Consider the following 25,402-nt stretch of genomic DNA (forward strand, 5'->3'; position numbering starts at 1 on the left):
CGAACTCTGGAACCCGCTCATGCCGCCTGGTCCTGGGACGCGAGCTGGGCCGCCTGATGCTCGGTCACGAGGGCGTCGATCAGCTCGTCCAGGGCATTGCCCGCAATCACTTCCTCGAGCTTGTAGAGGGTCAGGTTGATCCGGTGGTCGGTCACGCGGCCTTGCGGGAAGTTGTAGGTCCGGATGCGCTCGGAGCGGTCGCCGGAGCCGACCTGGGATTTGCGGTCGGCGGCGCGGGCGGCGTCCTTGGCGGTACGCTCGGCATCGTAGAGGCGGGCGCGCAGGAGGGCCATGGCCCGCGCCCGGTTCTTGTGCTGGGAGCGCTCGTCTTGGACGAACACCACCATGCCGGACGGGATATGGGTGATGCGGATCGCCGATTCGGTCTTGTTCACGTGCTGACCGCCGGCGCCTTGCGCCCGCATGGTGTCGATCTTCAGATCGGCATCGTTGATTACGATGTCTACGTCCTCGGCTTCCGGCAGCACGGCGACGGTGGCGGCGGAGGTGTGGATGCGTCCTTGCGTTTCCGTGTCCGGCACGCGCTGGACCCGGTGGACGCCGCTCTCGAACTTCAGCCGCGCGAACACGCCGCGTCCCTTGATCTCGGCCACCACTTCCTTGTAGCCGCCGGCCGTGCCCTCGCTCTCGGAGACGATCTCGACCTTCCAGCCTTTCAGATCCGCGTAGCGGCTGTACATGCGCAGCAGGTCGCCGGCGAAGAGGGCGGCCTCGTCGCCGCCGGTGCCGGCACGGATTTCGAGGATGGCGCTCTTCTCGTCCGCCTCGTCCTTGGGCAGGAGCATGAGGCGCAGGTCCTGGGCGGCCTTTTCCAGATCCTCCCGCGCCTGCGGCAGCTCGTCCTCGGCGAGCGAGCGCATCTCCGCATCGGTCGAGGGATCCTCGATCAGACCGTGAAGGCCGGCCAGGTTCTCCTCCATCGCGCGATAGGCGCGGATGGCGTCCACCACCCCGTCGAGCTCGGAGAGCTCGCGGGAGAGGGACACGAAGGTTTCGGGATCGGGGCCGGCATTGAGCGTCGCCGTGATGATGTCATGGCGGGCGAGAATGGCGTTCAGGCGATCAGAGGGAGGCGCAATCGACATCAGACCGGAATACCATGGGTTTCCGCAAAATGGGCGAGCTTCGGACGCAGCGTTTCGCCGCCCCCGGGATTCTTCAGCACCTCGCGGATCATCGCGCCGATCTCGGCGACGTTGGTCTCGAGCAGCATCGCCTTCACGGGGCCGATGGCCGCCGGAGACATGGAGAGCGAGCGGAAGCCGAGGCCGATCAGGGCCATGGCCTCGAGGGGCCGTCCGCCGATCTCGCCGCAGACCGTGGCGAGGCAGCCGGAGGCATTGGCGTGCTCGGCCACCATCTGCAGGGCCCGCAGCATGGGCGCGCTCAAGGGGTCGAAGCGGTCGGAGACCCTGCGGTTCTCGCGGTCGCTGGCGAAGAGGAACTGCATCAGGTCGTTGGTGCCGAGCGAGATGAAATCGGCGCTCGCGCAGATCTCCCGGAGCTGGAACAGGAGCGAAGGCACCTCCAGCATGACCCCGAGCTTCAGGTCGGAGGGCAGGGGATGGTTGTGGGTGGCGAGATGGTTCTTCTCGCGTTCCACGATCTGCTTGGCGCGGTCGAACTCGTCGCAGGTCGCCACCATCGGGAACATGATCTTCAGGGGCCGCCCGGCCGCCGCCTTGAGCAGGGCGCGGACCTGGGCGCGCAGCAGGCCGGGCCGGTCGAGGCCGATGCGGATGGCACGCCAGCCCAGCGCCGGGTTCTCCTCCTCGACGGACTGCATGTAGGGCAGGATCTTGTCGCCGCCGATATCGAGGGTGCGGAAGGTGACGGGCCGGTCGCCGGCCTCGGCGAAGACGGTGCTGTAGAGTGCCTGCTGCTCGGAGGCCGAGGGCATGCGCTCGGCGATCATGAACTGCAGCTCGGTGCGGAACAGGCCGACGCCCGCAGCTCCCGTCTCAGCCAGATGCGGCAAGTCGACCAGGAGCCCGGCATTGAGCTGCAGGGTCACCTCGACGCCGTCCTTGCTGACAGACGGCACGTCCCGCAGCTTGAGATATTGCTCCTGCCGGCGGGCGCGCAGCCGCGCCTTCTCGGCATAGGCCGCCTCCACGTCCGGACTGGGCCGGATCTGAACTTCGCCCGCGGCGCCGTCGACGATGATGGCATCGCCCTGTTCGGTCAGGGAGGTGGCGTTCGACACCTCGCCGACGGCGGGAATGCCGAGCGCCCGGGCGACGATGGCGATGTGGCTCGTCGGCCCGCCCTCCTCGAGCACGAGGCCGCGCAGGCGCGAGCGGTCGTAATCGAGCAGCGCCGCCGGGCCCATGGAGCGGGCGACGATGATGGCGTTTTCCGGCAGCTGCTCGCGCTCGACCACCAGATCGCGGCCCACGAGCCGGTGCAGCAGGCGGTTGGCGAGATCGTCGAGATCGTGAAGGCGCTCGCGCAGGTAGGGGTCGGTCTGGCGCAGCATGCGGGCGCGGGTGTCGGACTGCACCCGCTCCACGGCGGCCTCCGCCGTCAGGCCCGAGGTCACCGCCTCGCGCATGCGCCGGAGCCAGCCCTGGTCGTGGGCGAACATGCGGAAGGTTTCCAGCACCTCCCGGTGCTCGCCGTGATGGGCCACGTCGCCACGCTCGATCAGCTCGTCGATGGACAGGCGCACCTCGGCGATGGCCGAATCGAGGCGCAGGAGTTCCGGCTCGATAGTCTCGGCGATGAGGTTCTTGACCACCACCCGGGGCTCATGAAGCACCACATGGCCGAGGCCTACGCCGTCGGCCAGCGCAACGCCCCTTTGGTAGACCGGGCGGCGAAGCGCAATGCCGGTCTCGATCGGCGCCAGCGCCTGCAATTCGCCGGTGGCGAGCATCTCCGCCACCACCATGGCGGTGGTCTGAAGGGCCTCGACCTCTTCCTCGGTATAGACCCGGTAGGTGCGGTTCTGGACGACCAGGACGCCGAGCGTATTGCCGGCGCGCAGCAGCGGCACGCCGAGGAAGGCGTGGTAGATCTCCTCGCCCGTCTCGGGCTTATAGGAGAAGGACGGGTGGCTCTGGGCGTCGGAGAGCGCCAGGGGCTCGGCCGTCGCGGCGATCAGGCCGACGAGGCCCTCGCCGGAGCGCATGACGGTGAGGTGGACGGCTTCCCGGTTCAGGCCCTCGGTGGCGAAAAGCTCGAGCACGCCGTCGCCGCGCAGCACATAGACGGAGCAGACCTCCGCCACCATGTTCGCGGCGATCTGGGTCACGATCCTGTCGAGACGGTCCTGCGCCCCGACCGGCTCCGCCATGATCTCGCGGAGGCGGCGCAGCAGAAGGCGCGGACCGCCGGGAGCACTTGGCATGAGCTATCAGTTCCCGTCCTATCAGGGCCGGCAGGGCGAACCGGCGGCTACCTACTACAAGTGTCGCAGCCCGACAGTTCCCTCGTCAATCAGGCTTGATCAAGGCCGTATAGCGAGTGGAGCGTGCGAACCGCAAGTTCCGTGTAGGCGGATTCGATCAGCACCGAGAACTTGATCTCGGAGGTGGTGATCGCGCGGATGTTGATGCCCTTTTCCGCCAAGGCTTTGAAGGCCCGCGCCGCAACGCCCGCATGGCTGCGCATGCCGACTCCGATGGCGGAGACCTTGACCACGTCGGTCGCGCCCTGGAGCTCCTTGAAGGCGATCTCGTCCCGGTGGGCGTTGAGAATCGCGCAGGCCCGCTCGTAATCGGCGGTCGGCACCGTGAAGGTCAGGTCCGTGGTGGCGGCGTTGTCGGACACGACCTGGATGATCATGTCCACGTTGATGTTGGCGTCGGCCAGGGGCACGAAGATCGAAGCGGCGATGCCCGGCTTGTCCGCAATGTCCCGCAGCGTGATCTGAGCTTCGTCGCGCGAATAGGCGATGCCCGTGACAACCTGCTGTTCCATGATGTCTTCCTCGTCGCAGATGAGGGTGCCGAGCTTGGGGTCGGCGGGATCGTCGAAGCTGGAGCGCACATAGGTCGGGACCCGGTGCATCATGGCGAGCTCGACCGAGCGCACCTGGAGCACCTTGGCCCCCAGCGAGGCCATTTCCAGCATTTCCTCGTAGGAAACCTTGTCCAGGCGCCGGGCCTTGGGCACGATGCGCGGATCGGTGGTGTAGACGCCGTCCACATCCGTGTAGATGTCGCAGCGTTCGGCCTGGACGGCGGCGGCGAGCGCCACGGCGCTGGTGTCCGAGCCGCCGCGGCCGAGAGTCGTGATGCGGCCCGAGGGCTGGTGCACGCCCTGGAAGCCGGAGACGACGGCCACTTCCTTATGGTCGGTGAAGCCCTTGGCGATCCCGGTGCCGTCGATGGCCGCGATCCGGGCCGAGCCGTGGGCCTCCGAGGTCATGATCGGGATCTGCCAGCCCTGCCAGGACCGGGCCTTGAGCCCCATTTCCTGCAGCGTCAGGGCGAGGAGGCCCGAGGTCACCTGCTCGCCGGAGGCGACGACCACGTCGTATTCCTTCGAATCGTAGAGGTTCGAGGCTTCCTTCACCCAGCCGACGAGCTCGTTGGTCTTGCCCGACATGGCGGAGACCACGACGGCCACGTCGTACCCGGCCTCGACCTCGCGTTTGACATGCCGCGCCACGTTGCGGATGCGCTCTACGGTGGCGACGGATGTTCCGCCGAACTTCATGACAAGACGGGGCATGGGCGAAGTGGGGCCGTGGTGAGGATTTGAGAAAATAGCCCCTTCGCGCCGCGAAAAGGCGCGTATACATGACGGTAGGGCCGCGCCCTGTCAACGCGCAGTTTTGCTTCCCTCCCCGCTCTTCCGGGCTTGCTCGGGATGGGCTTCATCTTGCACAAGTCGGGAACATCCCACCTGTGGCGGGCAGGGATGAGGGGTAGGGATCGTAAAGTCAGAATGATGTGCTTCATCCAGAGAGTATCATGGCGGCTACAAGACATCCCCTCTCCCGGGTGGGAGAGGGGCAGGGGTGAGGGTGCGGCGTTCGACCAGCGAAGCGCTGCCACTTCCGCTGCAGCACGTAGATCGCAGCGCATGATCCGGCATCGGCCTGCCCTCACCCCGGCCCTCTCCCAAACGGGAGAGGGAGGATCGTGCATCTCCGCCGTCGCTCACCCAGTCGGGCCGCCCCCACCCCCATCCCTCCCCGCAAGGGGGAGGGAAGTCTTGCGGAGGATCTTATGACCACCATCGACCCGGCCGAGGTCGCCCGTTTCGAACGGATCGCCGAGACCTGGTGGGATCCGAAGGGGCCGATGAAGGTCCTGCACAAGTTCAATCCGGTCCGCCTTGCCTATATTCGCGACGAGGCTTGCCGCCGCTTCGGGCGTGACCCGCGCTCGGCCCGGTCGCTCGACGGGCTGACGATCCTGGATGTGGGCTGCGGCGGCGGCGTGCTCTCGGAGCCGCTGGCGCGGCTCGGCGCCACGGTGACGGGGCTCGATCCTGCCCCCACCAACATCTCGGTGGCGAGGCTCCATGCCGAGCGGGCGGGGTTGAGCGTCGATTATCGCAACGAGACCGTGGAGGCGGTGGTCGACCGCGGAGAAACCTTCGACATGGTGCTCGCCATGGAGGTGGTTGAGCATGTGGCCGACCGGCAGGCCTTCGTGAATGCCTGCGCTCAAGGCGTGAAGCCCGAGGGCTGCCTCGCCATGGCGACGATCAACCGGACCCTGCGCTCCTTCGCCTCCGCCATCGTGGGCGCCGAGTACATTCTCGGCTGGCTGCCCAAGGGCACCCATGAATGGGACAAGTTCATCACACCCGACGAACTCAGCGACGCCATCCGGGCGGCGGGGCTGAGTGTCGCCGACCTGACCGGCGTCGCCTACAACCCCTTGCGGGATTCCTGGTCCCTCTCCCAAGACACCGGGGTCAATTACATGCTGCTCGCCGCGCGGGTGTGAGGCCTCTCCCGCGGTGCGACGCTGAGCAGGAGATAGCCGGCAAGGGCGGACAGCGCCGAGCCCAGGAGCACGCCGATCTTGGTGGCGTCCCCCAGCTCCGGCCGGTCCGGGAAGGCGAGGGCCCCGATGAACAGGCTCATGGTGAAGCCGATGCCGCAGAGCAGCGCGACGCCGTAGCATTGCAGCCGCGAGGCGCCCGCCGGCATGTCGGCGAGATCGAGCCTGACGGCGATTTCCGAGAAGGCGAAGACGCCGACCTGCTTGCCGATGAAGAGGCCCATGGCGATGCCCAGCGGCAGCGGGCTCAAGAGCGAGTCGAGCGACAATCCCGCGAGGGGCACGCCCGCATTGGCGAAGCCGAAGATCGGGATGATCGCATAGGCCACCCAGGGCTGGAGGGCATGCTCGAGGCGATGCAGCGGGGAATCCTCCGCTCGGGTCTTCTTGGGCGCGGCCTGCAGCGGGATCGTCAGCGCCAGTGCGACGCCGGCGAGGGTGGCGTGGATGCCGGATTTCAGCACGAAGACCCACAGCACCGCACCGACGGCGAGATAGGGCAGAAGCCTCACGACGCCGAAGCGATTGAACGCGACGAGCGCGATCACGCACAGAGCCGCCCCGCCGAGCATCGGGAGCGAGAGCTCGCTCGTATAGAAGAGTGCGATGACGATGATCGCGCCGAGATCGTCGAGGATGGCGAGCGCCGTCAGGAAGATCTTGAGGGAGGCCGGCACCTTTGAGCCGAGGATCGCGAGCACGCCGAGCGCGAAGGCGATGTCGGTCGCGGTCGGGATCGCCCAGCCGTTGCGCAGATCAGGCTGATTCCAGGTGATGGCGAGATAGATGAGTGCGGGGACGACCATGCCGCCGATGGCCGCGATGCCGGGCAGGATCCGGCGCGGCCATGTGGAGAGCTGGCCGTCCAGCATCTCGCGCTTGATCTCGAGCCCCACCAGCAGGAAGAACAGAGCCATGAGCGCGTCGTTGATCCAGTGCAGGATGCTGAGGCCCAGCACATAGGTCTTCAGCATGCCGAAATAGGCGCCGGCCAGGGGCGAGTTGGCGACGGCGAGCGCGATCACCGTCACGCCCATGAGGATGATGCCGCCGGCGGCCTCGCTGTCGAAGAACCGGCGCATCAGCGTGATGCGATGCGTGGGCCTCAGATCGCTTTTCGGCCGATCCATCGATGTCTCCTCCAGGGTTGGTCACGACAAGAATGTAGCGCATGTTTTCCCTCCCCCTTGTGGGGAGGGATCAAGGGTGGGGGTGTGAGCGATAGCCTATAAAGGTGTAGCGCTGGTTCACCTCTCCTTGAGGGAGAGGTCGACGCGCGTCAGCGCGGCGGGTGAGGGGTTACGCCTTATCCGGACGAACCTGTGCCCCCTCACCCTCGCTTCGCTCGACCTCTCCCCACCGGGGAGAGGTGAGGCTGCAGTCGCCGCAGTGCTGAACTCAATCAGCGTCGCACTCACACCCTCACCGCCAACTCCTCGGCACTCTATTATCAGAAGAACCTTTGCTTGACGGCTTAAATGAGCTGCACCGTTTCGACGAGATAATCCAGGAAGGCTCGCACCCGTGCGGGAAGATGGCCGCCGCCGACATAGACGGCATGGATGCTTTCCGTGTCGCCGGGATTGTAGGCCTCCAGCACGGGCACGAGGCGCCCGGCTTCGATGTCGGGGCCGATATGGAACAGCGACAGACGGCTGATGCCCAGGCCGGTGAGAACGAGAAGCCGCATCGACTCGCCGTCGCTGACCAGCGCGTTGCCGGTCGGCACGACGGCGCTCGCTGATCCATCCGCATCCCGGAACGGCCAGCCGTTGCTCTGGCGGGCGAAGCTGAAGCCGAGAAGGTTGTGGCGGGCCAGATCTCCCGGCGTCTGCGGCGTGCCGTGCGCCGACAGATAGGCAGGTGATGCCACCAGCATCATCCGGCTCTCGCCGAGCTTGCGGGCGACGAGCTGCGAAGACTTCAGCGGTCCGACGCGGATGGCGACATCGGCGCGGTCCTCGAGCAGATCGACGACCGTATCCGTCAACGTCACCTCCACGGTCACTTCCGGATGACGCTCCAGGAAGCCTGGGAGGAGGGGGATGAGATAATGCGTGCCGAACGGCACGTTCGTGTTCACCCTCAGGCGGCCTCGCGGCGTGGCGCCCGCCGCGGCGCTGCGTTCTGCCTCGTCGAGATCGGCGAGAACGCGCACGGCGCGGTCGTGGAAGGCCGAGCCCTCCGGCGTGAGCTGGAGCTTGCGCGTCGAGCGGTTGACGAGGCGGGCTCCAAGACGCGCCTCCAGCCGCGCGATCAGCTTGCTCACGGCGGAGGGCGTCATGCGCAGGGCGCGGGCGGCGGCCGAGAAGCCGCCGAGATCGACGACCCGGACGAAGACCTCCATCTCGCCGGACCGATTGATGTCGATTCGCGCCATTGTGAGTTCAATTCATAAATGATGTGCCCGCCGGCAGGCTAGTTCATAAGCCCTCCAGCGTCCATCTTGCGGCAACACTTCGCTCAAGGACGCTCCCATGCCTCTCGCTCTCTACGCCCTGACGGCCGGTGCCTTCGGCATCGGCGTCACGGAATTCGTCATCATGGGCCTGCTGCTGCAGGTGAGCGCCGATCTCGGCGTCTCGATCTCGGCGGCGGGCCTGCTCATTTCCGGCTATGCGCTCGGCGTCGTGGTCGGGGCACCGCTTCTCACGACGCTCACGGGCCGCTGGTCGCGCAAGACCGTGCTGCTCGCGCTCATGATCGTGTTCACCCTCGGCAACCTCGCCTGCGCGATCGCTCCCGACTACGCGACGCTCATGGCCGCCCGCGTGCTGACGGCCTTTGCGCACGGCACCTTCTTCGGCGTCGGCTCGGTCGTGGCGACGAACCTCGTGCCGGCGGACAAGAAGGCCTCCGCCATCGCCATCATGTTCACGGGCCTGACCGTCGCCAACATCCTCGGCGTCCCGTTCGGCACCTGGCTCGGCCAGGCCTATGGCTGGCGCGCAACCTTCTGGGCGGTGACCGTCGTCGGCGTTGCGGCGCTCGCCGTGATCGCGCTCTTCGTTCCGAAGGATAATCAGGAAAACACAGAGGGCGGCAGCATCGCCGATGAGCTCAAGGTGCTGGCGCGCCGCCCGGTGCTGCTCGGGCTTCTCACCACGGTGCTCGGCTATGCCGGTGTCTTCGCGGTCTTCACCTACATCGCGCCGATCCTGACCGGGATCACCGGCTTCTCGGAGGCCGCCGTCTCGCCGATCCTGCTGGTCTTCGGCGGCGGATTGGTTCTGGGTAATCTCGTCGGAGGAAAGCTCGCCGACCGCAGCCTGATGGCGACCTTGCTCGGGACCCTCGGCCTGCTTGCCGTCGTCCTTGCCGCGATGACGCTGGGCATCCACAACAAGATCGCCGCAATCGCCTTCGTCGGCCTGCTCGGCGCCGCTGCCTTCGCCACCGTGCCGCCGCTGCAGATGTGGGTGCTGGAAAAGGCCGACGGTGCCGGCCAGAGCCTGGCGTCGAGCCTCAACATCGCCGCGTTCAACCTCGGCAACGCGCTCGGCGCCTGGCTCGGCGGCTTCGTGATCGATCACGGATCGGGCCTGGGCGCGGTCACATGGGTCGCGGCCCTGCTGCCCTCCTCCGGCCTGCTCCTAGCGCTGTGGAGCCGCAGGCTCGATCGCGCCGAGGCCTCGCCGGTATTGGCATCTGTGAAATCCGGGATCTGACAGCTTCTCTCAGTCAGATACCATTTCAGCACTGGCCTTCCGGCGTCGCGTCCGGGAGGCCAGAATCGTCTGGAGGGTCACGGGGCGATAGTCGAAGGCATCCACGCCCACGTCGAACTGGCGCGTCTGCGGCTTCAGCTTGGCATGCGAATGTCCGTGCAGGTCGATCCAGCCCCGGCCCATGTTCTTCCAGGTGCGGAAGGCGTAGTGGCACATCACCAGGGCATGGCTGTCGAGGTGGATCTCCGCATAGGCCTGCACGCTCTCCCAGCTCTTTGCTGAGAGGGTCTCCGGGCCGTCGTTGTTGCCGGTGATCAGGTGCTTGCGGCCATTGAGCGCCTGCAGCAGTTCGTCGATCCGTTCCGGCCGCACATGCAGGGCGAAATCGCCGAGATGCCAGACCTCGTCGTCGGCCGAGACGACCTCGTTCCAGTTGGCGATGAGGGCTGCATCGTGTTCGGCAAGCGTCTTGAACGGGCGCTTGTCGATCCGCAGCACCCTTGGATCGCCGAAATGCGTGTCGCTGGTGAAGAAGACCGTCAAAGGATGCCTGGCTCCGCCCGGGTTCAGCGCAAGCATAAGCCGCAGGAGGCGGGAGGCGTTCCGTTCATGCCGCCGGTCCGAGGCGGGGTTTGAATGCGATGCGTTTGCTTTAAGATTTTTGTCGAGAATGGGGCAGCCGGTAGGATTTCCGTAACGGAAGAAATGCTATCGAGGCCGTGCGTCAGGTCCAACGAGACAATAAAAGTCCCCAACAGCTAGGCTCGCTGCAGCCCCGATGCAACGCATCGACTCACCTTGAATCCATCAAAAGCCTGGGGCTATCCATGAAGATTGTCGCGACGCTCGCCGCGGCCGGTTTCCTTGCCGTGTCCGCTTTCACCGCCGCTTCCGCCGCCAACCGGAAGGTCGATGTCGTCAACGATACCGGACTGACGATGTCGGAATTCTACGCATCCAATACCGGCGCGGACGATTGGGAGGAGGACATTCTGGGATCCGACACCCTGGATGCCGGCGACACTTTCGAGATCGATATCGACGACGGCACCGGCGCCTGCAAGTTCGATTTTAAGGCCGTGTTCACTAACGGCACCTCCCACGTGCAACGCGCCATCAATGTCTGCTCGGTTTCAACATTCACCTACCGGCGCTGACGCTGACTTTCTTCAAAAAGCCCGCTCGGCGGGAGGAGACATCGATGAAATCGAAACTATTCGGAATGGCTCTGATGGGTCTTGCCATGGGCGTAAGCCTTCCGGCCATGGCCGGCGGCCCGGGCGTCTACACGGTCAAAGGCAACAATGGCGAGCCGGATAGCGACTACACGGGAACGCTGACCATCGTCCAGACGAGCAAGGATACGTTCAAGCTCACGTGGAGCATAGCCGGCGACAGATACGATGGTTTTGCCATCGGCGACGAGCGTATTCTGGCGGCGAGCTTCGCCAGCAAGGGCTCGAGCGGCACGGCCCTCCTCATTGAGGATGACGAGAACAAGGGCGGCTACAAGAGCATCTGGGCCTTCAAGGGCGAGACGCAGCTCGGCATCGAGCTGATTACGCCGAAGAAGTAGGTTATGCCGAAACTAGGGAGCCATGCCCCTAGTTTCGATCGTCCGGCACGACGGGGAGAGGCAGCACGTCGATGCCTTCGTCCAGCAGCGCCCGCGCCTCGGCGAGATCCGCTTCGCCGTAGATCGAGCGTTCTTCCGTTTCGCCGTGGTGCATCTTGCGCGCTTCCTCGACGAAGCCTTTGCCGACGTCCTCGGCGTTCTTCATCACGTGCTCGCGCAGGGCCCGCAGCGCGGCGCGCAGCTCGCGCTCCTTCTCGGAGAGAATCGCGACGGGCTGGGCCTCCGGCGCCGGTGCTGTCAGCGCCTTGTCCGTACGCGCGACCGAGGGAGCCATGATCTGCTTCTCGACCTTGGCCGAATCGCAGAACGGACAGGTCACGAAGCCGCGCTTGCGCTGCGCCTCGAACGCCTCGCTTGAGGGAAACCAGCTCTCGAACTCATGGGCCTGCTCGCAGGCCAAGGCGTACTTGATCATGTCCCTGAAGACGTAAGGATTCGGGCGCGGAAAGGGAAGGGATCAGGCGGTGGCCGCCCGATCCGTCGCGATGGCGGGAACGACCTCGACCTTGAACGGACGCGCATTCTTGAGGGTCGGGATGCGCCCGCGCACCTCGGCGACGAGGGCGGTGTCGATCTCGGCCAGGAACACGCCCGGCTCCGTGCCGCCATCCGCCAGCACCCGGCCCCAGGGATCGATGATGACGGAATGGCCGTAGGTCTCGCGCCCGTCCTCGTGCAGGCCTCCTTGAGCGGCGGAGATCATGAAGGAGCCGGTCTCGATGGCCCGTGCCCGGTGCAGCACGTGCCAATGAGCCTCGCCGGTCTGCTTGGTGAAGGCGGCGGGCGCCGAGAGGAACGACGCGCCGTTCTCGGCGAGCGCCTTGTAGAGGGCGGCGAAGCGCACGTCGTAGCAGATGGTCATGCCGAGATAGCCCCAGGGGATCTCGGCCGCGACAGCCCAGGAGCCGCCGGTATAGGTGGCCGATTCGCGCCAGCTCTCGCCGTTCGGCAGGTCCACGTCGTAGAGGTGGATCTTGTCATAAGATGCGATCACCTCTCCGTCCGTGCCGATGAGAAAGGCGCGGTTGGCGACCTTGTCGCCCTCCTTCACGGCAATCGAGCCGATCTGCACCACGATGCCCCGTTCCCGCGCCACCTCGCGCAAGGCCGCGAGTACCGGATCCTGAGCCTCCGGCCCGACCTTGTCGAACAGCTCCGCCCGGTCCCGGCAGACGAGCGAGGTCATCTCCGGCGTCTGGGCGAAATGCGCGCCCTTGTCCGCGGCCTCGCGCACGAGGGCCACGGCCGCGTCGCGGTTCTTGAGCACGTCGCGCCCGGAACGCATCTGGATGCAGGCGGCGGTGAAGCGGGTCGGGTTCATGGAATCTGGTCTCCGTCAGGCCTGCAATAAAGGCTCGAGCTGGCCCCTGTCATCAAGAGCATACAGGTCGTCGCAGCCGCCGACATGTTTTTCCCCGATGAAGATCTGCGGCACGGTGGAGCGGCCCTTGGCCTTCTGGATCATCTCGGCCCGGGCTTCCGGCTTTTTCTCGATGTCGATCTCGGTGAAGGCGGCGCCCTTGTCGTCGAGAAGCTTCTTGGCGGCCGAGCAATAGGGGCACCAGCCCTTGGTGTAGATCGTGATGGGCGGCATGGCAGAGAGTTCTCCTGTGTTGGAGTGGATATAGGAAGCTTTGGGCTCCGATCACAACTCCTTCACAACTCGCGCGAAGGCGAGAATATCCACCTTGGCCGCTCCGCCGCGCAAAAGCGCCCGCGCGGCCGCATTGGCCGTGGAGCCGGTGGTGAGCACGTCGTCTACCAGGAGCACGTGCCTGCCCTTCAGCCGCGCCTTGGCCTCGACCGGCACGCGGAAGGCGCCCTGAAGGTTCTCCTGCCGCTGCGCCTTGGTCAGCCCGACCTGGCGGCGGGTGCGCTTGACGCGGGCGAGCAGGAAAGGGTCGCAGGGCACGCCGCTCTCCGTGGCGACCGCCCCGGCCAGCGCCATCGCCTGGTTGAAGCGCCGCCACCAGAGCCGCCAGCGATGCAGGGGCACCGGCACGATCACGTCGGAACCCTGCAGCAGCTCCGCGCCGGCCCGGGTCATCATGCCGCCCAAGGCGCGGGCAAGCTCAAGCCGGTCGTTGTATTTCAGCCGGTGCACGAGCAGGCTCGCTGTTCCGTCATATTCCGCCACGGCCCGAGCGCGCTGGAACACCGGCGGATCGGCAATGGCGGCCGGCGAGAGCAGAGGCTGGCCGAGATCGACGGCAAAGGGCGTTCCGAGCCGCTCGCAGAAGGGCCGCTCGATGAAGCGGATCTGAGACCAGCACTCGGCACACAGAGCATGGGGCTCGCCCGTTGCGGCCTGGCAGGCGATGCAGGTCGGGGGATAGAGAAGGCCGAGCGCCGCCTGCCAGGCCTCCCGCTCGCCGCGACGGAGGCGGGAGCGCCATCGAGTCTGCAGGGCACCGAGGGGCTCGCTCATGGGTCAAGCTTAGCGGAAGGAGGAGCCCTATGTCATTCCCGGCCGGGGCGTAGCGGCGGCATGTTTCAGGAGATCCCTTCCCGCACTTCGTGCGCCGGGGATGACAGCGCGTAGAACAGAAAAATCCCTTGGACCTTCGCCCGACACGCGCCATATCGAGCGCCTCATGAGCACGCCTCTCGTCTTCGACCGTTCCCTCGTCCGCCGCCGCCTGTCGCGGGCGCTCAAGCAAGGCTATGCCGATTTTCTCCTCGCCCGCACGGTCGAGGACCTGGAGGAGCGGCTCTCCGCGGTGCTGCGGACCTTTTCCCTTGCCCTCGACGTGGGCACGCCGACGCCGGCGGCAGCCGAGGCTCTGCTTCGGAGCGGGCGTGCGGAGACCGTGATCCGTCTCTCGCCGGTACCGGAACCGGGCAGCATTCTCGGCGACGAGGAGCAGCTGCCGTTCTCCGGTGAGCGCTTCGATCTGGTGGTGTCGCTTCTCGCCCTGCACGGAGTGAACGATCTGCCCGGCGCGCTCGTCCAGATCCGACGGGCGCTGAAAGCCGACGGCCTGTTCATCGGGGCGCTTCTGGGCGGCTCGACCCTCACCGAGCTGCGCCAGTCGCTCACTCAAGCCGAGGCGGAGATCGAGGGCGGCGCGAGCCCGCGTGTCGCGCCCTTCGCCGATCTGCGCGATATCGGAGGGTTGCTGCAGCGGGCGGGCTTCGCCCTGCCGGTGACTGATTCGGACGTCGTCCGGGTGCGCTACGCCCATGCCTTCGCCCTCATGCAGGATCTGCGCCGGATGGGGCTGACCAATGCCCTCAACGACCGGCGGAAAGCCTCGCTGCGGCGCGCGACCCTGCTACGGGCGGCCGAGATCTATGCGGCGCGCTTCGGCGAAGCCGACGGCCGCATTCCGGCGACCTTCGAGATCGTCTGGCTGTCCGGCTGGACCCCGCACGAGAGCCAGCAGAAGCCCCTGCGCCCCGGCTCCGCCAAGGCGCGGCTCGCAGACGCCCTGGGGGTGAAGGAGGGCGACCCTGAGCGCAATCAGGAGTAATTCTGTCGCCGCTTTGGGCCGCAACCGAGTTGCCCTATACTCATTTTTCAGAGACCTCTCTGGAAAGCACCGCTCCATGAAAGAGCCCGGCCCGGATCATCCGATCACCGTCACCAGGAATCCGCACCGCATCCGGGTCATGCTCGGCGGCTTCATCGTCGCGGAGACCACGCAGGCGCTCACTCTGCAGGAGGCGACTCTGCCGGCCGTGCAGTACATCCCGCGCGAGGATGTGCGGATGGATCTTCTCGACTCCACCGGTCACCACACCCACTGCCCCTACAAGGGCGACGCCTCCTATTTCACGGTGAACGGCGGCGGGCTGGTGCGGGAGAACGCGGCCTGGAGCTATGAGACTCCGTTTCCCGCGGTCGAGGCCATCAAGGAGCATGTGGCCTTCTATCCGGAGAAGATCGATGCCATCGAAGAGTTCAACGATTAGGCCCTTCTCCTAAGGGCGCAAGGGATGCCGGTTGCCGGTCCGCGATGCGCGGGGCAATCTCCGGCGCAAAGGCACCCCATCTCGGGAAATTCCATGTCGCCGTTCACCTTCAACACCGTTCCTTCCCTCATCGTCGGCTCCGGCAGCATCGCGCGCCTCGGCGAGATCGCGGCGCAGCGGCTCGGCCCGCGGGTGGCTTTGGTCACCGATGCGGGTCTCGTGAAGGCCGGACTGGTCGCGCCCGCTTTGCAGGCGCTCGAAGAGGCAGGAATTGCCGTCGATGTGTTCGACGGCGTCGTCGCCGATCCGCCCGAGGACGTCGTGCTCTCGGCGGCTGCCCGGGCGCGGGATTTCGAGGCGCGGGCTGTGATCGGCTTTGGCGGCGGCTCGTCCATCGATGTGGCGAAGCTTGTGGCGCTGCTCGCCTCGAGCGGCGAGAATTTACCCGAGATCTACGGCGTCGGCATCGCGAAGGGACCGCGCCTGCCGCTGCTCGCCATTCCCACCACCGCCGGCACCGGATCGGAGGTCACGCCGATCTCCATCGTGACCACGGGCGCGCACGAGAAGAAGGGCGTCGTCTCGCCTCTCATCATTCCGGACATCGCGCTGCTCGATCCCGATCTCACGCTCGGTCTTCCGCCACATGTAACCGCTGCGACCGGCATCGATGCGATGGTCCACGCCATCGAGGCCTATACCTCGACGAGCGCCAACAACAACCCCGTCTCGCAGGCCCTGGCGAAGGAAGCCTTGCGGCTTCTGGGTCGCAACATCGAGCGTGCCGTACATCACGGCAAGGATCCGGAGGCGCGGTCCGCGATGCTGCTCGGCTCGCTGCTCGCAGGGCAGGCCTTCGCCAATTCTCCCGTGGCGGCCGTGCATGCACTGGCCTATCCGATCGGCGGGCATTTCGGCATTCCGCACGGGCTCTCCAACGCACTCGTGTTGCCGCATGTGCTGCGCTTCAACGCGAGTGCCTGCGAAGGATCCTACGCGGAGCTTGCGCCTTTTGCTTTCCCGGAGCTCGAAGGCCGCGCCACGGCCTCGGCCTTCGTCGAGGCGCTGGCGGCGCTCTGTACGAAGGTCGGGCTGCAGCCGCGTCTGCGCGATGTCGGCATTCCGAAAGGCGCGGTGGCGATGATGGCGGAAGATGCGATGAAGCAGACGCGGCTTCTGGTGAACAACCCGCGCCCGCTCACGCTCGAGGATGCACGCGCGATCTACGAAGCGGCCTGGTGACGAACGCCATGTCCGATCGTCCCGAGCGTTCCGACCGCTCCGCCTTCCGCCTGTTTCGTCCCATCGCCACCCGCTGGATGGACAACGACGCCTACGGCCACGTGAACAACGTGCATTACTACTCGTATTTCGATAGCGCCGTGAATGGCTGGCTCGTCGAGAGCGGCCTGCTCGCCATCGCCGAGAGCCCTGTCATCGGCCTCGTGGTGGAATCGGGCTGCAGCTATTTCGAGAGCGTCGCCTTTCCCGATGCGCTGGAGGCCGGCATTGCGGTCGCCCATCTCGGGCGCTCCTCCGTGCGCTACCGGATCGGGATCTTCAGGCAGGGAGCGTTGCTGGCGGCGGCACAGGGGCATTTCGTCCATGTCTATGTGGATCGCATCACCCAGCGGCCGGTGGAGCTTCCGTCCGAGACCCGGAAGGCGCTCAGCGCATTGACCTGAGCCGGCCGCTCAACGAGACGAGCGCGACGCCCACCATCACCACGGCACCGCCGGTGAGTTCGCGCAGGCCGATGCTCTCGTTGAGAAACAGCACCGCCATGATGGTGGTCCAGACCGGGGTCAGGTAACCCACCGTCGAGGCGCGGGTCGGGCCGGTGCGGCTGATCAGGTGCATGAAGAGCAGCATCGGCAGGGCAGTGGCGAGGGCGCCAAGCGCGATGAGCGGCACTAGGTTCGGCACCACGAGAGCAAAGGCCGACGGCCCGGCCAGGGTCAGCGCGAGCACCATCGCGCCCAAGCCGGAGCAGACCTGCTGGCCGAGCGCCATCCGGCCTGGATCCGCATGCCTGACGGTGCGGACATAGACATTCGCCGTCGCGTAGCTGAAGGCGACCGCTACCATGATCAGAGCGCCCACGGGATCGATGCCGCTGTCGGGGAGGGCTGCCGGGCCGATCAGGATGGCCATGCCGATGAAGCCGATCACCACACCCAGGAAGCGCTGGGGCGACAGCCTTTCGTCGGCGAACAGGAGATGCGACAGCACGGCCACGATCAGCGGCGAGGAGGCCTGGATCATCCCGGCGGGGGCGGTGGGAAGCCGTGTCAGGGCATAGGCCAGGAGCACGTTCGGCAGCCAGCCGTTGAGAGTGCCGAGGGTGGCCCAGATCCCCCATTCATGCCGCTTAGGCAGGACGCTCTTGCCCTGGATGGCGAACCATACGGCAAGGGTCGTGCCGCCGATCAGCCCGCGCATGGCCGCAAGGACGAACGGGTTTTGGTTGCCGCTCAGCTTGATCAGCAGAAGCGAGCTTCCCCAGAGCATCGAGCAGACCAGCAGGTTCGAGGCGACGAAGGCGGCTGTGGGAACGGGCGTCACTGGGGCCGCTTCCGTTGCTTGCTGGGACGACATGGGAGTTTTTCAGGGCCCGAGGAGATCGACGAGGAAGGGGATCAGCGGCTCGTCGGCCGGCGGCATGGGATAGCTGCGCAGCTCCCGCGGCTTGACCCATTTCAGGGCCTGGCCTTCGAGCGGCTGCACGAAGCCGTCCCAGCGACGGCAGACATAGAGCGGCATGAGCAGGTGGAAGCTCTCGTAAGGGTGGCTCGCGAAGGTCAGAGGCGCGAGGCAAGGCTCCTTCACCGCGATCCCGAGCTCTTCACGCAGCTCGCGGATCAGCGTCTCCTCCGGTCGCTCGCCCGGCTCGACCTTGCCGCCGGGAAATTCCCACAGCCCTGCGAGCTGCTTTCCTTCGGGCCGCTGGGCCAGAAGGATGCGGTTGTCCGTGTCGATCAGGGCGACGGCAACGACAAGGGTGAGCTTGAGAGGAGGCACTGATGAGGTCCGCCTGAGGACGTGGCGTTGAAGGGGCGATTTTTTCAGTCTCTTAGCGCGCTTCCGATCCAGAGCGAACTGAATTTCGCGCCTCTTCCGCCGGCTTCACGTGTGATTACGCACAAGCCGCTTCCGGCCGCTCCGATGGTATTCTTGCAAGGAGCGACCTCCGCGATAGATGATGATCAGTAACGAAATTTCATTTCATCTTCAACGTGGAGAATATCATGAGAAAGCATGTCTTCCTCGCCGTTCTCGGCCTTGCCTGCACGGCCTTCGGAGCCGATGCGCAAGCCCAGGACTGCGCCGTGGCGCCGATGACGTTCAACTCGCATATCGCGAATATCGACGGCGAGATGACCGTCAAGGCCGGCAAGGGATGCGGCTTCGGCCTGAACGGCATTCAGGGAGCGATCAGGGAAGCGGCCATCGTCCAGAAGCCGAAGACCGGAATGGCCGGAGTGCAGGGGATCATGCCCTATTACGTGGCGAAGCCGGGCTATCAGGGACCGGACGAATTTTCCTACGCCATCATCGGCATCGACCAATACGGCGGACCGATGCGCGTCACGACGAAAATGAAGGTCAAGGTCATTCCTTGACCGGCATCCCGGTCAGCTCCGGTAGTCGCCATTGATCTCCACATAGGCCTTGGTGAGATCGCAGGTCCACGCCTTGGCCTCGCCCCGGCCGAGGCCGAGATCGACCCGGATCGTGATCTCGTCGCCCTTCATGTAGGCCGTGGTCCTGGCCTCGTCGTATTCCGGATCGCGGGCGCCTTTGACGGCGACGCGGATGTCGCCGAACCAGATCGCGAGCTTGTCGCGCTCGGCAGGCTCGCCCGCCTTGCCGACGGCCATCACCACGCGGCCCCAATTGGCGTCTTCGCCGGCAACCGCCGTCTTCACCAGCGGCGAGTTGGCGATGGCCATGGCGATGCGCTTGGCAGAGGTTGCGCCCGTGGCGCCGGTCACCTTCACGGTGACGAACTTGCGCGCGCCCTCGCCGTCGCGGGCGACCTGCTGGGCGAGATCGCACAGCAGACTTTCGAGCGCGCTGCGGAATTCTTTCAGGCGGCGGTCGCTCGGCAGCGAGATCGCGGGTGCGCCCTTGGCGGCAGCGGCGCCGGTGGCGAAGAAGAGCAGCGTGTCGGAGGTGGAGGTATCGCTGTCCACCGTCACGCAGTTGAAGCTCTTGTCGGTGCCTTTCTTCAGCAATGTCTGCAGCACCGGGGCCGCGATGGGAGCATCAGTGAAGACGAAGGAGAGCATCGTCGCCATGTCAGGCGCGATCATGCCTGCACCCTTGGCGATGCCGTTGATCGTCACCTCGACGCCGCCGATGGTCGCCGTGCGCGTCGCCACTTTCGGGAAGGTGTCGGTGGTCATGATCGCCTTGGCGGCATCGAGCCAGGCTGTGGGCTTTGCCTTCTTCTCGCAGGCATGAAGAACGTTTCCGAACTTCGTTGCATCGAGCGGTTCGCCGATCACGCCGGTGGAGGCGATGAAGACCTGCGAGGCGCGGCAGCCGGCCGCTTCGGCGGCGATGTCGGCGGTGAGCTTGACGGCCTCCGAGCCCTTCTTTCCCGTGAAGGCATTGGCGTTGCCGGAATTCACCACCAGCGCGCGGGCCGTGCCCTTGGCGAGATTCTTGCGGCACCAGTCGACCGGGGCCGAGGGGCATTTCGAGCGCGTGAAAACGCCGGCCACCGCCGTGTCCTTGGGCAGGGTCACGTAGAGAACGTCGGTCCGGTTCTTGTACCGGATGCCGGCCTCCGCCGTCGCGATTCTGACCCCATCGATGGCGGGAAGGGCCGGAAACGATTTGGGCGCGAGCGGAGACACGGACTTGGACATGGGTGACTCGAAAAAAGACTGTTGGGATACGACGTTGCGAGCCGCGACCTGTGGTTTTTTAAGGCTTCTTGTCAAGTCAAAGCTTCATAGCGACGGAATCCAAAACGCCGGAACGACCGTTCGGTGCCATCGATCCGAGCCGGATCGGGCGGGAAATAAGGGATGGCCTCCCCGCCGTCGTTCCGGGGCCGCGCTGCAGGCGTGGAAATCCATTAACACTCACGTTGCAGAAAGAGGCGGGACGCCGGTCGCTCGTCCTCGAAGCGTCGTGATTATGGATCCACGCCTTCGCGGGGATGACAGGGGAAATGTGGGTAAACAAGAAGGGCGGCCTTGAGGCCGCCCTTGAACGTCGTGACTTCTGAAAACCTTACTGCTGCTTCTGCTCGACGAGGTTGCCCTTGTCGTCCAGGCGCTCGACCTTGGCGCTTTTGCGCAGGCCCATGATCAGGTCCTGCTGCGCCTTGCGGGCGAGGTAGGTTTCGACCTGATCCTTGGTCTCCTCGAAGGACGGAGCCGGCTTGTTGCGCTTCTCCTCGACCTTGATCACATGCCAGCCGAACTGGCTCTTCACGGGGTCCGAGATCTGGCCGGGCTCGAGCTTGAAAGCGGCCTCCGCAAAGGGCTCCACCATGCGGTCCTTGGTGAAGAAGCCGAGATCGCCGCCGTCGGTCTTGGAGCCCGGGTCCTTGGAGAGTTCGCCGGCCACCTTGGTGAAGTCCTCGCCGCCCTTCACGCGGGCGGCGGCCTTCTTGGCGTCTTCTTCGTTCTCGACCAGGATGTGGCGGGCGCGAACCTCCTGCTCGGCCGGCACGCTCTTGACCGTCTCTTCGTAGAGCTTGCGGGCGGCCTCCGGGGTCACGGCCTTCTTGGCCTCCTGGTCGAGATATTCGTCGAGCAGGGTCTTGTCCCGGTTATAGGCGAGCTTGCGGGCGAACTCGGTGCCGCTGCCCACCTTCGCCGCCTCGGCCGCCTTGGCGCCGAGCTTCAGGTCGATCATGTAGCCAGTCAGCAGGTCGCGCTTCTGCTCCTCGGGCACGTTCGGCATCTGCAGGGCCGGGTCCTCGGCCGCGATCGCGAGATCGCCCTCCGTGATGTCGGCGCCGTTGACCCGGGCGATCACCTTGGAGGAGTCGACAGCGGGAACGGCCGCAGGCGAGGTCGCAGGGGCGGGAGGGGTCTGGGCAGGAGAGGTCTGTGCGAGGGCGGCCCCGGCCATGAGCGGCAGGGCGACGCCGAGGCTGAGAAGGCTCTTCCGAACGTTAAGTGAGCGAGACATTGGGATTTCCTCTGGTGAGCGTGATCGCCCACGGACAGCGACGATCAGATGGCCGAATGTGTTTACGTTTGCAAGTGATGGCATATTTATGTCACAGCATCGCCGCTCGCGGGGTCTTGAACGGACCCTCGGGCGACGCTTAAGCCTGCGCCACTCGGGCACAGGCTTTAAGATGCACTCTGGCATAATTAGGTCTATAAGGCGGCGCAAACGCCCCCTTGTCTCCATGGAATTTTCGAAGGCTCCCGATGTTCGGTTCTCTCGCGAAGAAAATCTTCGGCTCGGTCAATGATCGCCGGCTGAAGTCCTATCGGCCGAAGGTAGCGGCCATCAACGCGATGGAGGCCGAGCTGGAGGCCCTGTCCGACGAGCAGCTCCGCGCCCGCACGGAGGACTTCAAGGCCCAGCTCGCAGCCGGCAAGACCCTGGACGATATCCTGGTGCCGGCCTTCGCCACCGTCCGCGAGGCGGCCAAGCGCACCTTGGGTCAGCGCCATTTCGACGTGCAGCTCATCGGCGGCATGGTCCTTCACGAGGGCTCCATCGCCGAGATGCGCACGGGTGAGGGCAAGACCCTGGTGGCGACTCTCCCGGTCTACCTCAACGCGCTCGCCGGCAAGGGCGTCCACGTGGTGACGGTCAACGACTACCTCGCCCGTCGCGACAGCGAGTGGATGGGCCAGGTCTACCGCTTCCTGGGCCTGTCGGTCGGCGTCATCGTCCATGGGCTCGACGATGTCGAGCGTGCCGCAGCCTATACCGCCGACATTACCTACGGCACCAACAACGAATACGGCTTCGACTATCTCCGCGACAACATGAAGTACGAGATGGCGCAGATGGTCCAAAGGGGCCACAACTTCGCCATCGTGGACGAGGTGGACTCGATCCTGGTCGACGAGGCCCGCACGCCGCTCATCATCTCCGGTCCCCTCGACGACCGCTCCGACCTCTACAACGCCATCGACAAGGTCATCCCGCGCCTCGACAAGAGCGACTACGAGCTCGACGAGAAGCAGCGCTCCGTGGCCCTGACCGAGGACGGCACCGAGAAGATCGAGCAGCTCCTGCGCGCCGAGGGCCTCCTGAAGGAGGGCGACCTCTATGACGCCCAGAACGCCACCCTCGTCCACCACATGAACCAGGCGCTCAGGGCCCACACCCTGTTCCAGCGCGACAAGGACTACATCGTCCGCAACGGCGAGGTGGTGATCATCGACGAGTTCACCGGCCGCATGATGCAGGGCCGCCGCTACTCGGAAGGCCTGCACCAGGCGCTCGAGGCCAAGGAGCACGTCCAGGTCCAGCCCGAGAACCAGACGCTCGCCTCGATCACCTTCCAGAACTACTTCCGCCTCTATGGCAAGCTCAGCGGCATGACCGGCACGGCGGCGACGGAAGCCGACGAGTTCCTGGATATCTACAACCTCGACGTGGTCGAGGTCCCGACCAACCGTCCCGTTGCCCGCGTCGACGAAGACGACGAGGTCTACCGGACCATGGACGAGCGCTACCAGGCGGTCATCCGGGACATCGAGGCCTCCTCCGCCAAGGGGCAGCCGATCCTGGTCGGCACCACCTCCATCGAGAAGTCCGAGCATCTGGCCGAGATGCTGATCAAGGACGGTTATACCCTGATCGACTTCGAGAATCCGCTGGCCCTCGAGCCCCTCTACCGCGATGCCCGGGCCGGGCGCGGCACCAAGCACTTCGCCGTGCTGAATGCCCGCTTCCACGAGCAGGAGGCTTTCATCGTCGCCCAGGCCGGCGTGCCGGGCGCGATCACCATCGCCACCAACATGGCCGGTCGCGGCACCGACATCCAGCTCGGCGGTAACGCCAAGATGCGCATCGAGCGCGAGCTCGCCGGCCTGGAGGGCGAGGAGCGCGCGGCCAAGGAGAAGGTGATCCTGGACGAGGTCGCTTCCTTCAAGGAGAAGGCGCTCGCCGCCGGCGGCCTTTACGTGCTCGGCACCGAGCGCCATGAATCACGCCGCATCGACAACCAGCTGCGCGGCCGTTCGGGCCGCCAGGGCGATCCGGGCCGCTCCAAGTTCTACCTGTCGCTCCAGGACGACCTGATGCGCATCTTCGGCTCCGACCGCATGGACGGCATGCTGCAGAAGCTCGGCCTGAAGGAAGGCGAGGCCATCATCCATCCGTGGATCAACAAGGCCATCGAGCGGGCGCAGGCGAAGGTCGAGGCACGCAACTTCGACATACGCAAGAACATCCTGAAATACGACAACGTCATGAACGACCAGCGCAAGGTCGTGTTCGAGCAGCGCAAGGAGTTCATGGCGGAAGAGAGCGTGCGCGACACCATCGACGACATGCGTCACGGCGTGATCGACGACGTCGTCTCCCGCGCCATCCCCGAGAACGCCTATGCCGAGCAATGGGACGTCGGCGGCCTGAAGGAGAACGTCGTCAACTTCCTCAACCTCGACCTTCCGATCGAGGAATGGGCGAAGGAGGAGGGCATTGCCGACGACGAGATCCGCGAGCGCATCACCAAGGCGGCCGACGAAGCTTATGCCCAGCGCGTCGAGGCGAACTCGGCCGAGGTCATGAACTACGTCGAGAAGCAGGTTCTGCTGCAGAGCCTGGATCACCTCTGGCGCGAGCACATCGTGACCCTCGACCACTTGCGTCAGGTCATCGGCTGGCGCGGGCTCGCCCAGCGCGATCCGCTGAACGAGTACAAGTCCGAGGCCTTCGAGCTCTTCAACACGATGATCGGCCATCTGCGCGAGCAGGTGACCGGCCAGCTCATGTGCATCCAGGTGGTGTTCCAGCAGCCCGAGCCGCAGCAGCTGCCGCCCATGTTCGCTCAGCACCTCGATCCCGCCACCGGCGAGAACGAGTTCGATCTGGCCCAGGGCAATGCTTTCGGGGCCGGCCAGGCGCTCGGCTTCACGGCCGTTGCAACGGATCAGGCCTCGCACCGCGACCCGAACGATCCGTCCACCTGGGGCCGCGTGAGCCGCAACGAGCCGTGCCCCTGCGGCTCCGGCAAGAAGTTCAAGCATTGCCACGGCCAGTTCGTGGCCTGACGGGCGGCAGACCGAACCGTTGAAGGAAAAGCCCGGTCCTGTACCGGGCTTTTTGCTGTGGTGACGCGATGAACCAGAGAGTTGGGCTGTGCTCCTACAATTCCTGACCCGCGCTGCGTCTTGGGATATGAGGGTCGGATCCGGGGTCGTCCCAGAGGCTCTCGCTGGTGTCGCAATCCGTTCCCGGTCGTATGCCCGCGGTTTGCGTCGGCAAGCCCGACACGATCCTGCCCGCGATCTCGCGAACGATCTTGATGCGGGTCTCGGTGAGGAACTGCTTGCGCTCCCGCACCGGGATCACGAAGGCGTTGGAGCCTCCGATCACGCAGTCGCGGTAATAGGCATCGAGCGTCGCATTCTCGCGCCGGTCGGGATCCCGGAGCATGATCGGAAGGCCGTTGATGGTGACCCCGCGCGCGACGGCCCTGTCGCGGGCTTCCGTGACCAGGGAACCCTGGTTGTTCGCGCCGTCTCCGGAAATGTCGATCACGCGCCGCGAGGCGAGAAAGCCGTTGGAGGCGAGCAGGTCCATGCTGAAATCGAGAGCCTCTGAGATGGACGTGCCGGACTTGCGGTAGATCGGCGCCTGGGCGAGGCGGTCGGCGAAGGAAATGATGTCCTTCGGGCTCTCCAGGACGGTCCAGGGCACGACCACATTCTGGAAGCGTGGATGTGCACCCGCCCATTCCATATAAGTGACGGCGATGCGGCCGGTCATGCCTTCCCGAATGGCGCCATAGACCATCGGCGAGCGGAAGGCTTCCACGTAGCCCTGCCGCTGGAGGTCCTGCTCGTCCGGGTCCATAGAGGTCGAGACGTCGACCGCGATGACGAGGGCAAGGTCCACGTCGACGGGCGCACGATACCAGGCGGAGACGAACGGCAGCAGCGCCACCCCTGTCAGGCAAAGCAGCCAGGAAGCCTTGGGATACCGCATTGCGATTCCCTCCCCGATAGGCCTGTCACCCCCTCGCGCCCTTGATG

Annotated in this window: 25 protein-coding genes; 10 read left to right on the forward strand and 15 right to left on the reverse strand. The window is 65.7% G+C overall.

The genetic code is table 11. The features are described from left to right. Positions 1-17 precede the first annotated feature (17 nt). The 3 genes from prfA to BB934_RS14870 all read right to left on the reverse strand — a co-directional run bounded on the left by prfA (position 18) and on the right by BB934_RS14870 (position 4,701). Positions 18-1,106, reverse strand: coding sequence for a peptide chain release factor 1 (prfA, locus tag BB934_RS14860; RefSeq protein WP_099510319.1), 1,089 nt, complete (start codon positions 1,104-1,106; stop codon positions 18-20). Further along, positions 1,106-3,373 carry a phosphoenolpyruvate--protein phosphotransferase gene (gene ptsP / locus BB934_RS14865; RefSeq protein ID WP_099510320.1) on the reverse strand — a complete coding sequence of 756 codons (2,268 nt, stop codon included), beginning with the start codon at positions 3,371-3,373 and terminating at the stop codon, positions 1,106-1,108. The genes prfA and ptsP overlap by 1 nt, the downstream gene beginning before the upstream one ends. Positions 3,374-3,462: 89 nt before the next feature. Further along, entirely contained in the window at positions 3,463-4,701 is a 1,239-nt protein-coding gene (locus tag BB934_RS14870) for an aspartate kinase (RefSeq protein WP_099510321.1), read from the reverse strand. A gap of 500 nt (positions 4,702-5,201) precedes the next feature. On the opposite strand from BB934_RS14870, the gene ubiG reads away from it, so the two are divergent. After that, positions 5,202-5,930, forward strand: a complete 729-nt coding sequence (gene ubiG / locus BB934_RS14875) for a bifunctional 2-polyprenyl-6-hydroxyphenol methylase/3-demethylubiquinol 3-O-methyltransferase UbiG (protein WP_099510322.1) — start codon at positions 5,202-5,204, stop codon at positions 5,928-5,930. Here ubiG and nhaA read toward each other — a convergent pair. Continuing rightward, the gene (gene nhaA / locus BB934_RS14880) at positions 5,903-7,117 is read right to left on the reverse strand and encodes a Na+/H+ antiporter NhaA (protein WP_099510323.1); all 1,215 of its coding nucleotides are present in this window, start codon (positions 7,115-7,117) and stop codon (positions 5,903-5,905) included. The two genes, ubiG and nhaA, sit on opposite strands and share 28 nt — an antisense overlap. Positions 7,118-7,461: 344 nt before the next feature. Beyond that, positions 7,462-8,367 carry a LysR family transcriptional regulator gene (locus tag BB934_RS14885; RefSeq protein ID WP_099510324.1) on the reverse strand — a complete coding sequence of 302 codons (906 nt, stop codon included), beginning with the start codon at positions 8,365-8,367 and terminating at the stop codon, positions 7,462-7,464. A gap of 97 nt (positions 8,368-8,464) precedes the next feature. On the opposite strand from BB934_RS14885, the gene BB934_RS14890 reads away from it, so the two are divergent. Beyond that, positions 8,465-9,655, forward strand: a complete 1,191-nt coding sequence (locus BB934_RS14890; protein WP_099510325.1) for an MFS transporter — start codon at positions 8,465-8,467, stop codon at positions 9,653-9,655. Positions 9,656-9,664: 9 nt separating this feature from the next. Here BB934_RS14890 and BB934_RS14895 read toward each other — a convergent pair whose 3' ends face one another. Continuing rightward, entirely contained in the window at positions 9,665-10,198 is a 534-nt protein-coding gene (locus tag BB934_RS14895) for a metallophosphoesterase family protein (protein WP_099512873.1), read from the reverse strand. A 284-nt stretch (positions 10,199-10,482) separates the two neighbouring features. On the opposite strand from BB934_RS14895, the gene BB934_RS14900 reads away from it, so the two are divergent. Both BB934_RS14900 and BB934_RS14905 read left to right on the forward strand, forming a co-directional pair. Continuing rightward, a complete protein-coding gene (locus BB934_RS14900) occupies positions 10,483-10,812 on the forward strand; it encodes a hypothetical protein (protein WP_099510326.1) in 330 nt (109 codons plus the stop codon). A 44-nt stretch (positions 10,813-10,856) separates the two neighbouring features. Further along, complete coding sequence (locus tag BB934_RS14905) at positions 10,857-11,231, forward strand: hypothetical protein (RefSeq protein ID WP_099510327.1); 375 nt, start codon at positions 10,857-10,859, stop codon at positions 11,229-11,231. A 28-nt stretch (positions 11,232-11,259) separates the two neighbouring features. Here the strand turns inward: BB934_RS14905 and BB934_RS14910 are convergent, their stop codons facing one another. From BB934_RS14910 to BB934_RS14925, 4 genes are read right to left on the reverse strand one after another with little or no spacing between them, the layout of a single operon-like run. Then, positions 11,260-11,706, reverse strand: a complete 447-nt coding sequence (locus BB934_RS14910; protein WP_099510328.1) for a DUF1178 family protein — start codon at positions 11,704-11,706, stop codon at positions 11,260-11,262. A gap of 42 nt (positions 11,707-11,748) precedes the next feature. Continuing rightward, the gene (locus BB934_RS14915; protein ID WP_099510329.1) at positions 11,749-12,612 is read right to left on the reverse strand and encodes a carbon-nitrogen hydrolase family protein; all 864 of its coding nucleotides are present in this window, start codon (positions 12,610-12,612) and stop codon (positions 11,749-11,751) included. Between the two features lie 15 nt (positions 12,613-12,627). Further along, positions 12,628-12,885, reverse strand: a complete 258-nt coding sequence (gene grxC / locus BB934_RS14920; protein ID WP_099510330.1) for a glutaredoxin 3 — start codon at positions 12,883-12,885, stop codon at positions 12,628-12,630. 51 nt (positions 12,886-12,936) lie between these two features. Further along, positions 12,937-13,719 carry a ComF family protein gene (locus BB934_RS14925; RefSeq protein ID WP_099510331.1) on the reverse strand — a complete coding sequence of 261 codons (783 nt, stop codon included), beginning with the start codon at positions 13,717-13,719 and terminating at the stop codon, positions 12,937-12,939. A gap of 166 nt (positions 13,720-13,885) precedes the next feature. On the opposite strand from BB934_RS14925, the gene BB934_RS14930 reads away from it, so the two are divergent. From BB934_RS14930 to BB934_RS14945, 4 genes are all read left to right on the forward strand, one after another. After that, on the forward strand, positions 13,886-14,764 hold the full coding sequence (locus BB934_RS14930) for a methyltransferase domain-containing protein (RefSeq protein ID WP_099510332.1): 879 nt from the start codon (positions 13,886-13,888) through the stop codon (positions 14,762-14,764). A 76-nt stretch (positions 14,765-14,840) separates the two neighbouring features. Continuing rightward, positions 14,841-15,206, forward strand: a complete 366-nt coding sequence (locus tag BB934_RS14935) for a DUF427 domain-containing protein (protein ID WP_099510333.1) — start codon at positions 14,841-14,843, stop codon at positions 15,204-15,206. Between the two features lie 93 nt (positions 15,207-15,299). Beyond that, a complete protein-coding gene (locus tag BB934_RS14940) occupies positions 15,300-16,448 on the forward strand; it encodes an iron-containing alcohol dehydrogenase (protein ID WP_099510334.1) in 1,149 nt (382 codons plus the stop codon). A gap of 8 nt (positions 16,449-16,456) precedes the next feature. Continuing rightward, positions 16,457-16,891: an acyl-CoA thioesterase gene (locus BB934_RS14945; RefSeq protein ID WP_099512874.1), complete on the forward strand. Its 435-nt coding sequence runs from the start codon at positions 16,457-16,459 to the stop codon at positions 16,889-16,891. On the opposite strand, the gene BB934_RS14950 is transcribed toward BB934_RS14945, so the two are convergent. After that, a complete protein-coding gene (locus BB934_RS14950) occupies positions 16,875-17,804 on the reverse strand; it encodes a DMT family transporter (RefSeq protein WP_099510335.1) in 930 nt (309 codons plus the stop codon). The genes BB934_RS14945 and BB934_RS14950 overlap by 17 nt on opposite strands. 9 nt (positions 17,805-17,813) lie before the next feature. Beyond that, on the reverse strand, positions 17,814-18,227 hold the full coding sequence (locus tag BB934_RS14955) for a (deoxy)nucleoside triphosphate pyrophosphohydrolase (RefSeq protein ID WP_099510336.1): 414 nt from the start codon (positions 18,225-18,227) through the stop codon (positions 17,814-17,816). Positions 18,228-18,454: 227 nt separating this feature from the next. Between BB934_RS14955 and BB934_RS14960 the strand changes: the two genes are divergently transcribed. After that, complete coding sequence (locus tag BB934_RS14960; protein WP_099510337.1) at positions 18,455-18,829, forward strand: hypothetical protein; 375 nt, start codon at positions 18,455-18,457, stop codon at positions 18,827-18,829. A 12-nt stretch (positions 18,830-18,841) separates the two neighbouring features. Here BB934_RS14960 and argJ read toward each other — a convergent pair whose 3' ends face one another. Then, on the reverse strand, positions 18,842-20,083 hold the full coding sequence (gene argJ / locus BB934_RS14965; RefSeq protein WP_099510338.1) for a bifunctional glutamate N-acetyltransferase/amino-acid acetyltransferase ArgJ: 1,242 nt from the start codon (positions 20,081-20,083) through the stop codon (positions 18,842-18,844). Positions 20,084-20,453: 370 nt separating this feature from the next. Further along, positions 20,454-21,368, reverse strand: coding sequence for a peptidylprolyl isomerase (locus tag BB934_RS14970; RefSeq protein WP_099512876.1), 915 nt, complete (start codon positions 21,366-21,368; stop codon positions 20,454-20,456). Between the two features lie 242 nt (positions 21,369-21,610). Between BB934_RS14970 and secA the strand changes: the two genes are divergently transcribed. After that, positions 21,611-24,418: a preprotein translocase subunit SecA gene (gene secA, locus BB934_RS14975; RefSeq protein WP_099510339.1), complete on the forward strand. Its 2,808-nt coding sequence runs from the start codon at positions 21,611-21,613 to the stop codon at positions 24,416-24,418. Between the two features lie 94 nt (positions 24,419-24,512). Here the strand turns inward: secA and BB934_RS14980 are convergent, their stop codons facing one another. After that, entirely contained in the window at positions 24,513-25,355 is an 843-nt protein-coding gene (locus BB934_RS14980; RefSeq protein ID WP_099510340.1) for a DUF1194 domain-containing protein, read from the reverse strand. Between the last annotated feature and the right edge of the window lie 47 nt (positions 25,356-25,402).

Origin of the sequence: Microvirga ossetica, assembly GCF_002741015.1 — a bacterium.
Taxonomy (GTDB): Bacteria; Pseudomonadota; Alphaproteobacteria; order Rhizobiales; family Beijerinckiaceae; genus Microvirga; species Microvirga ossetica.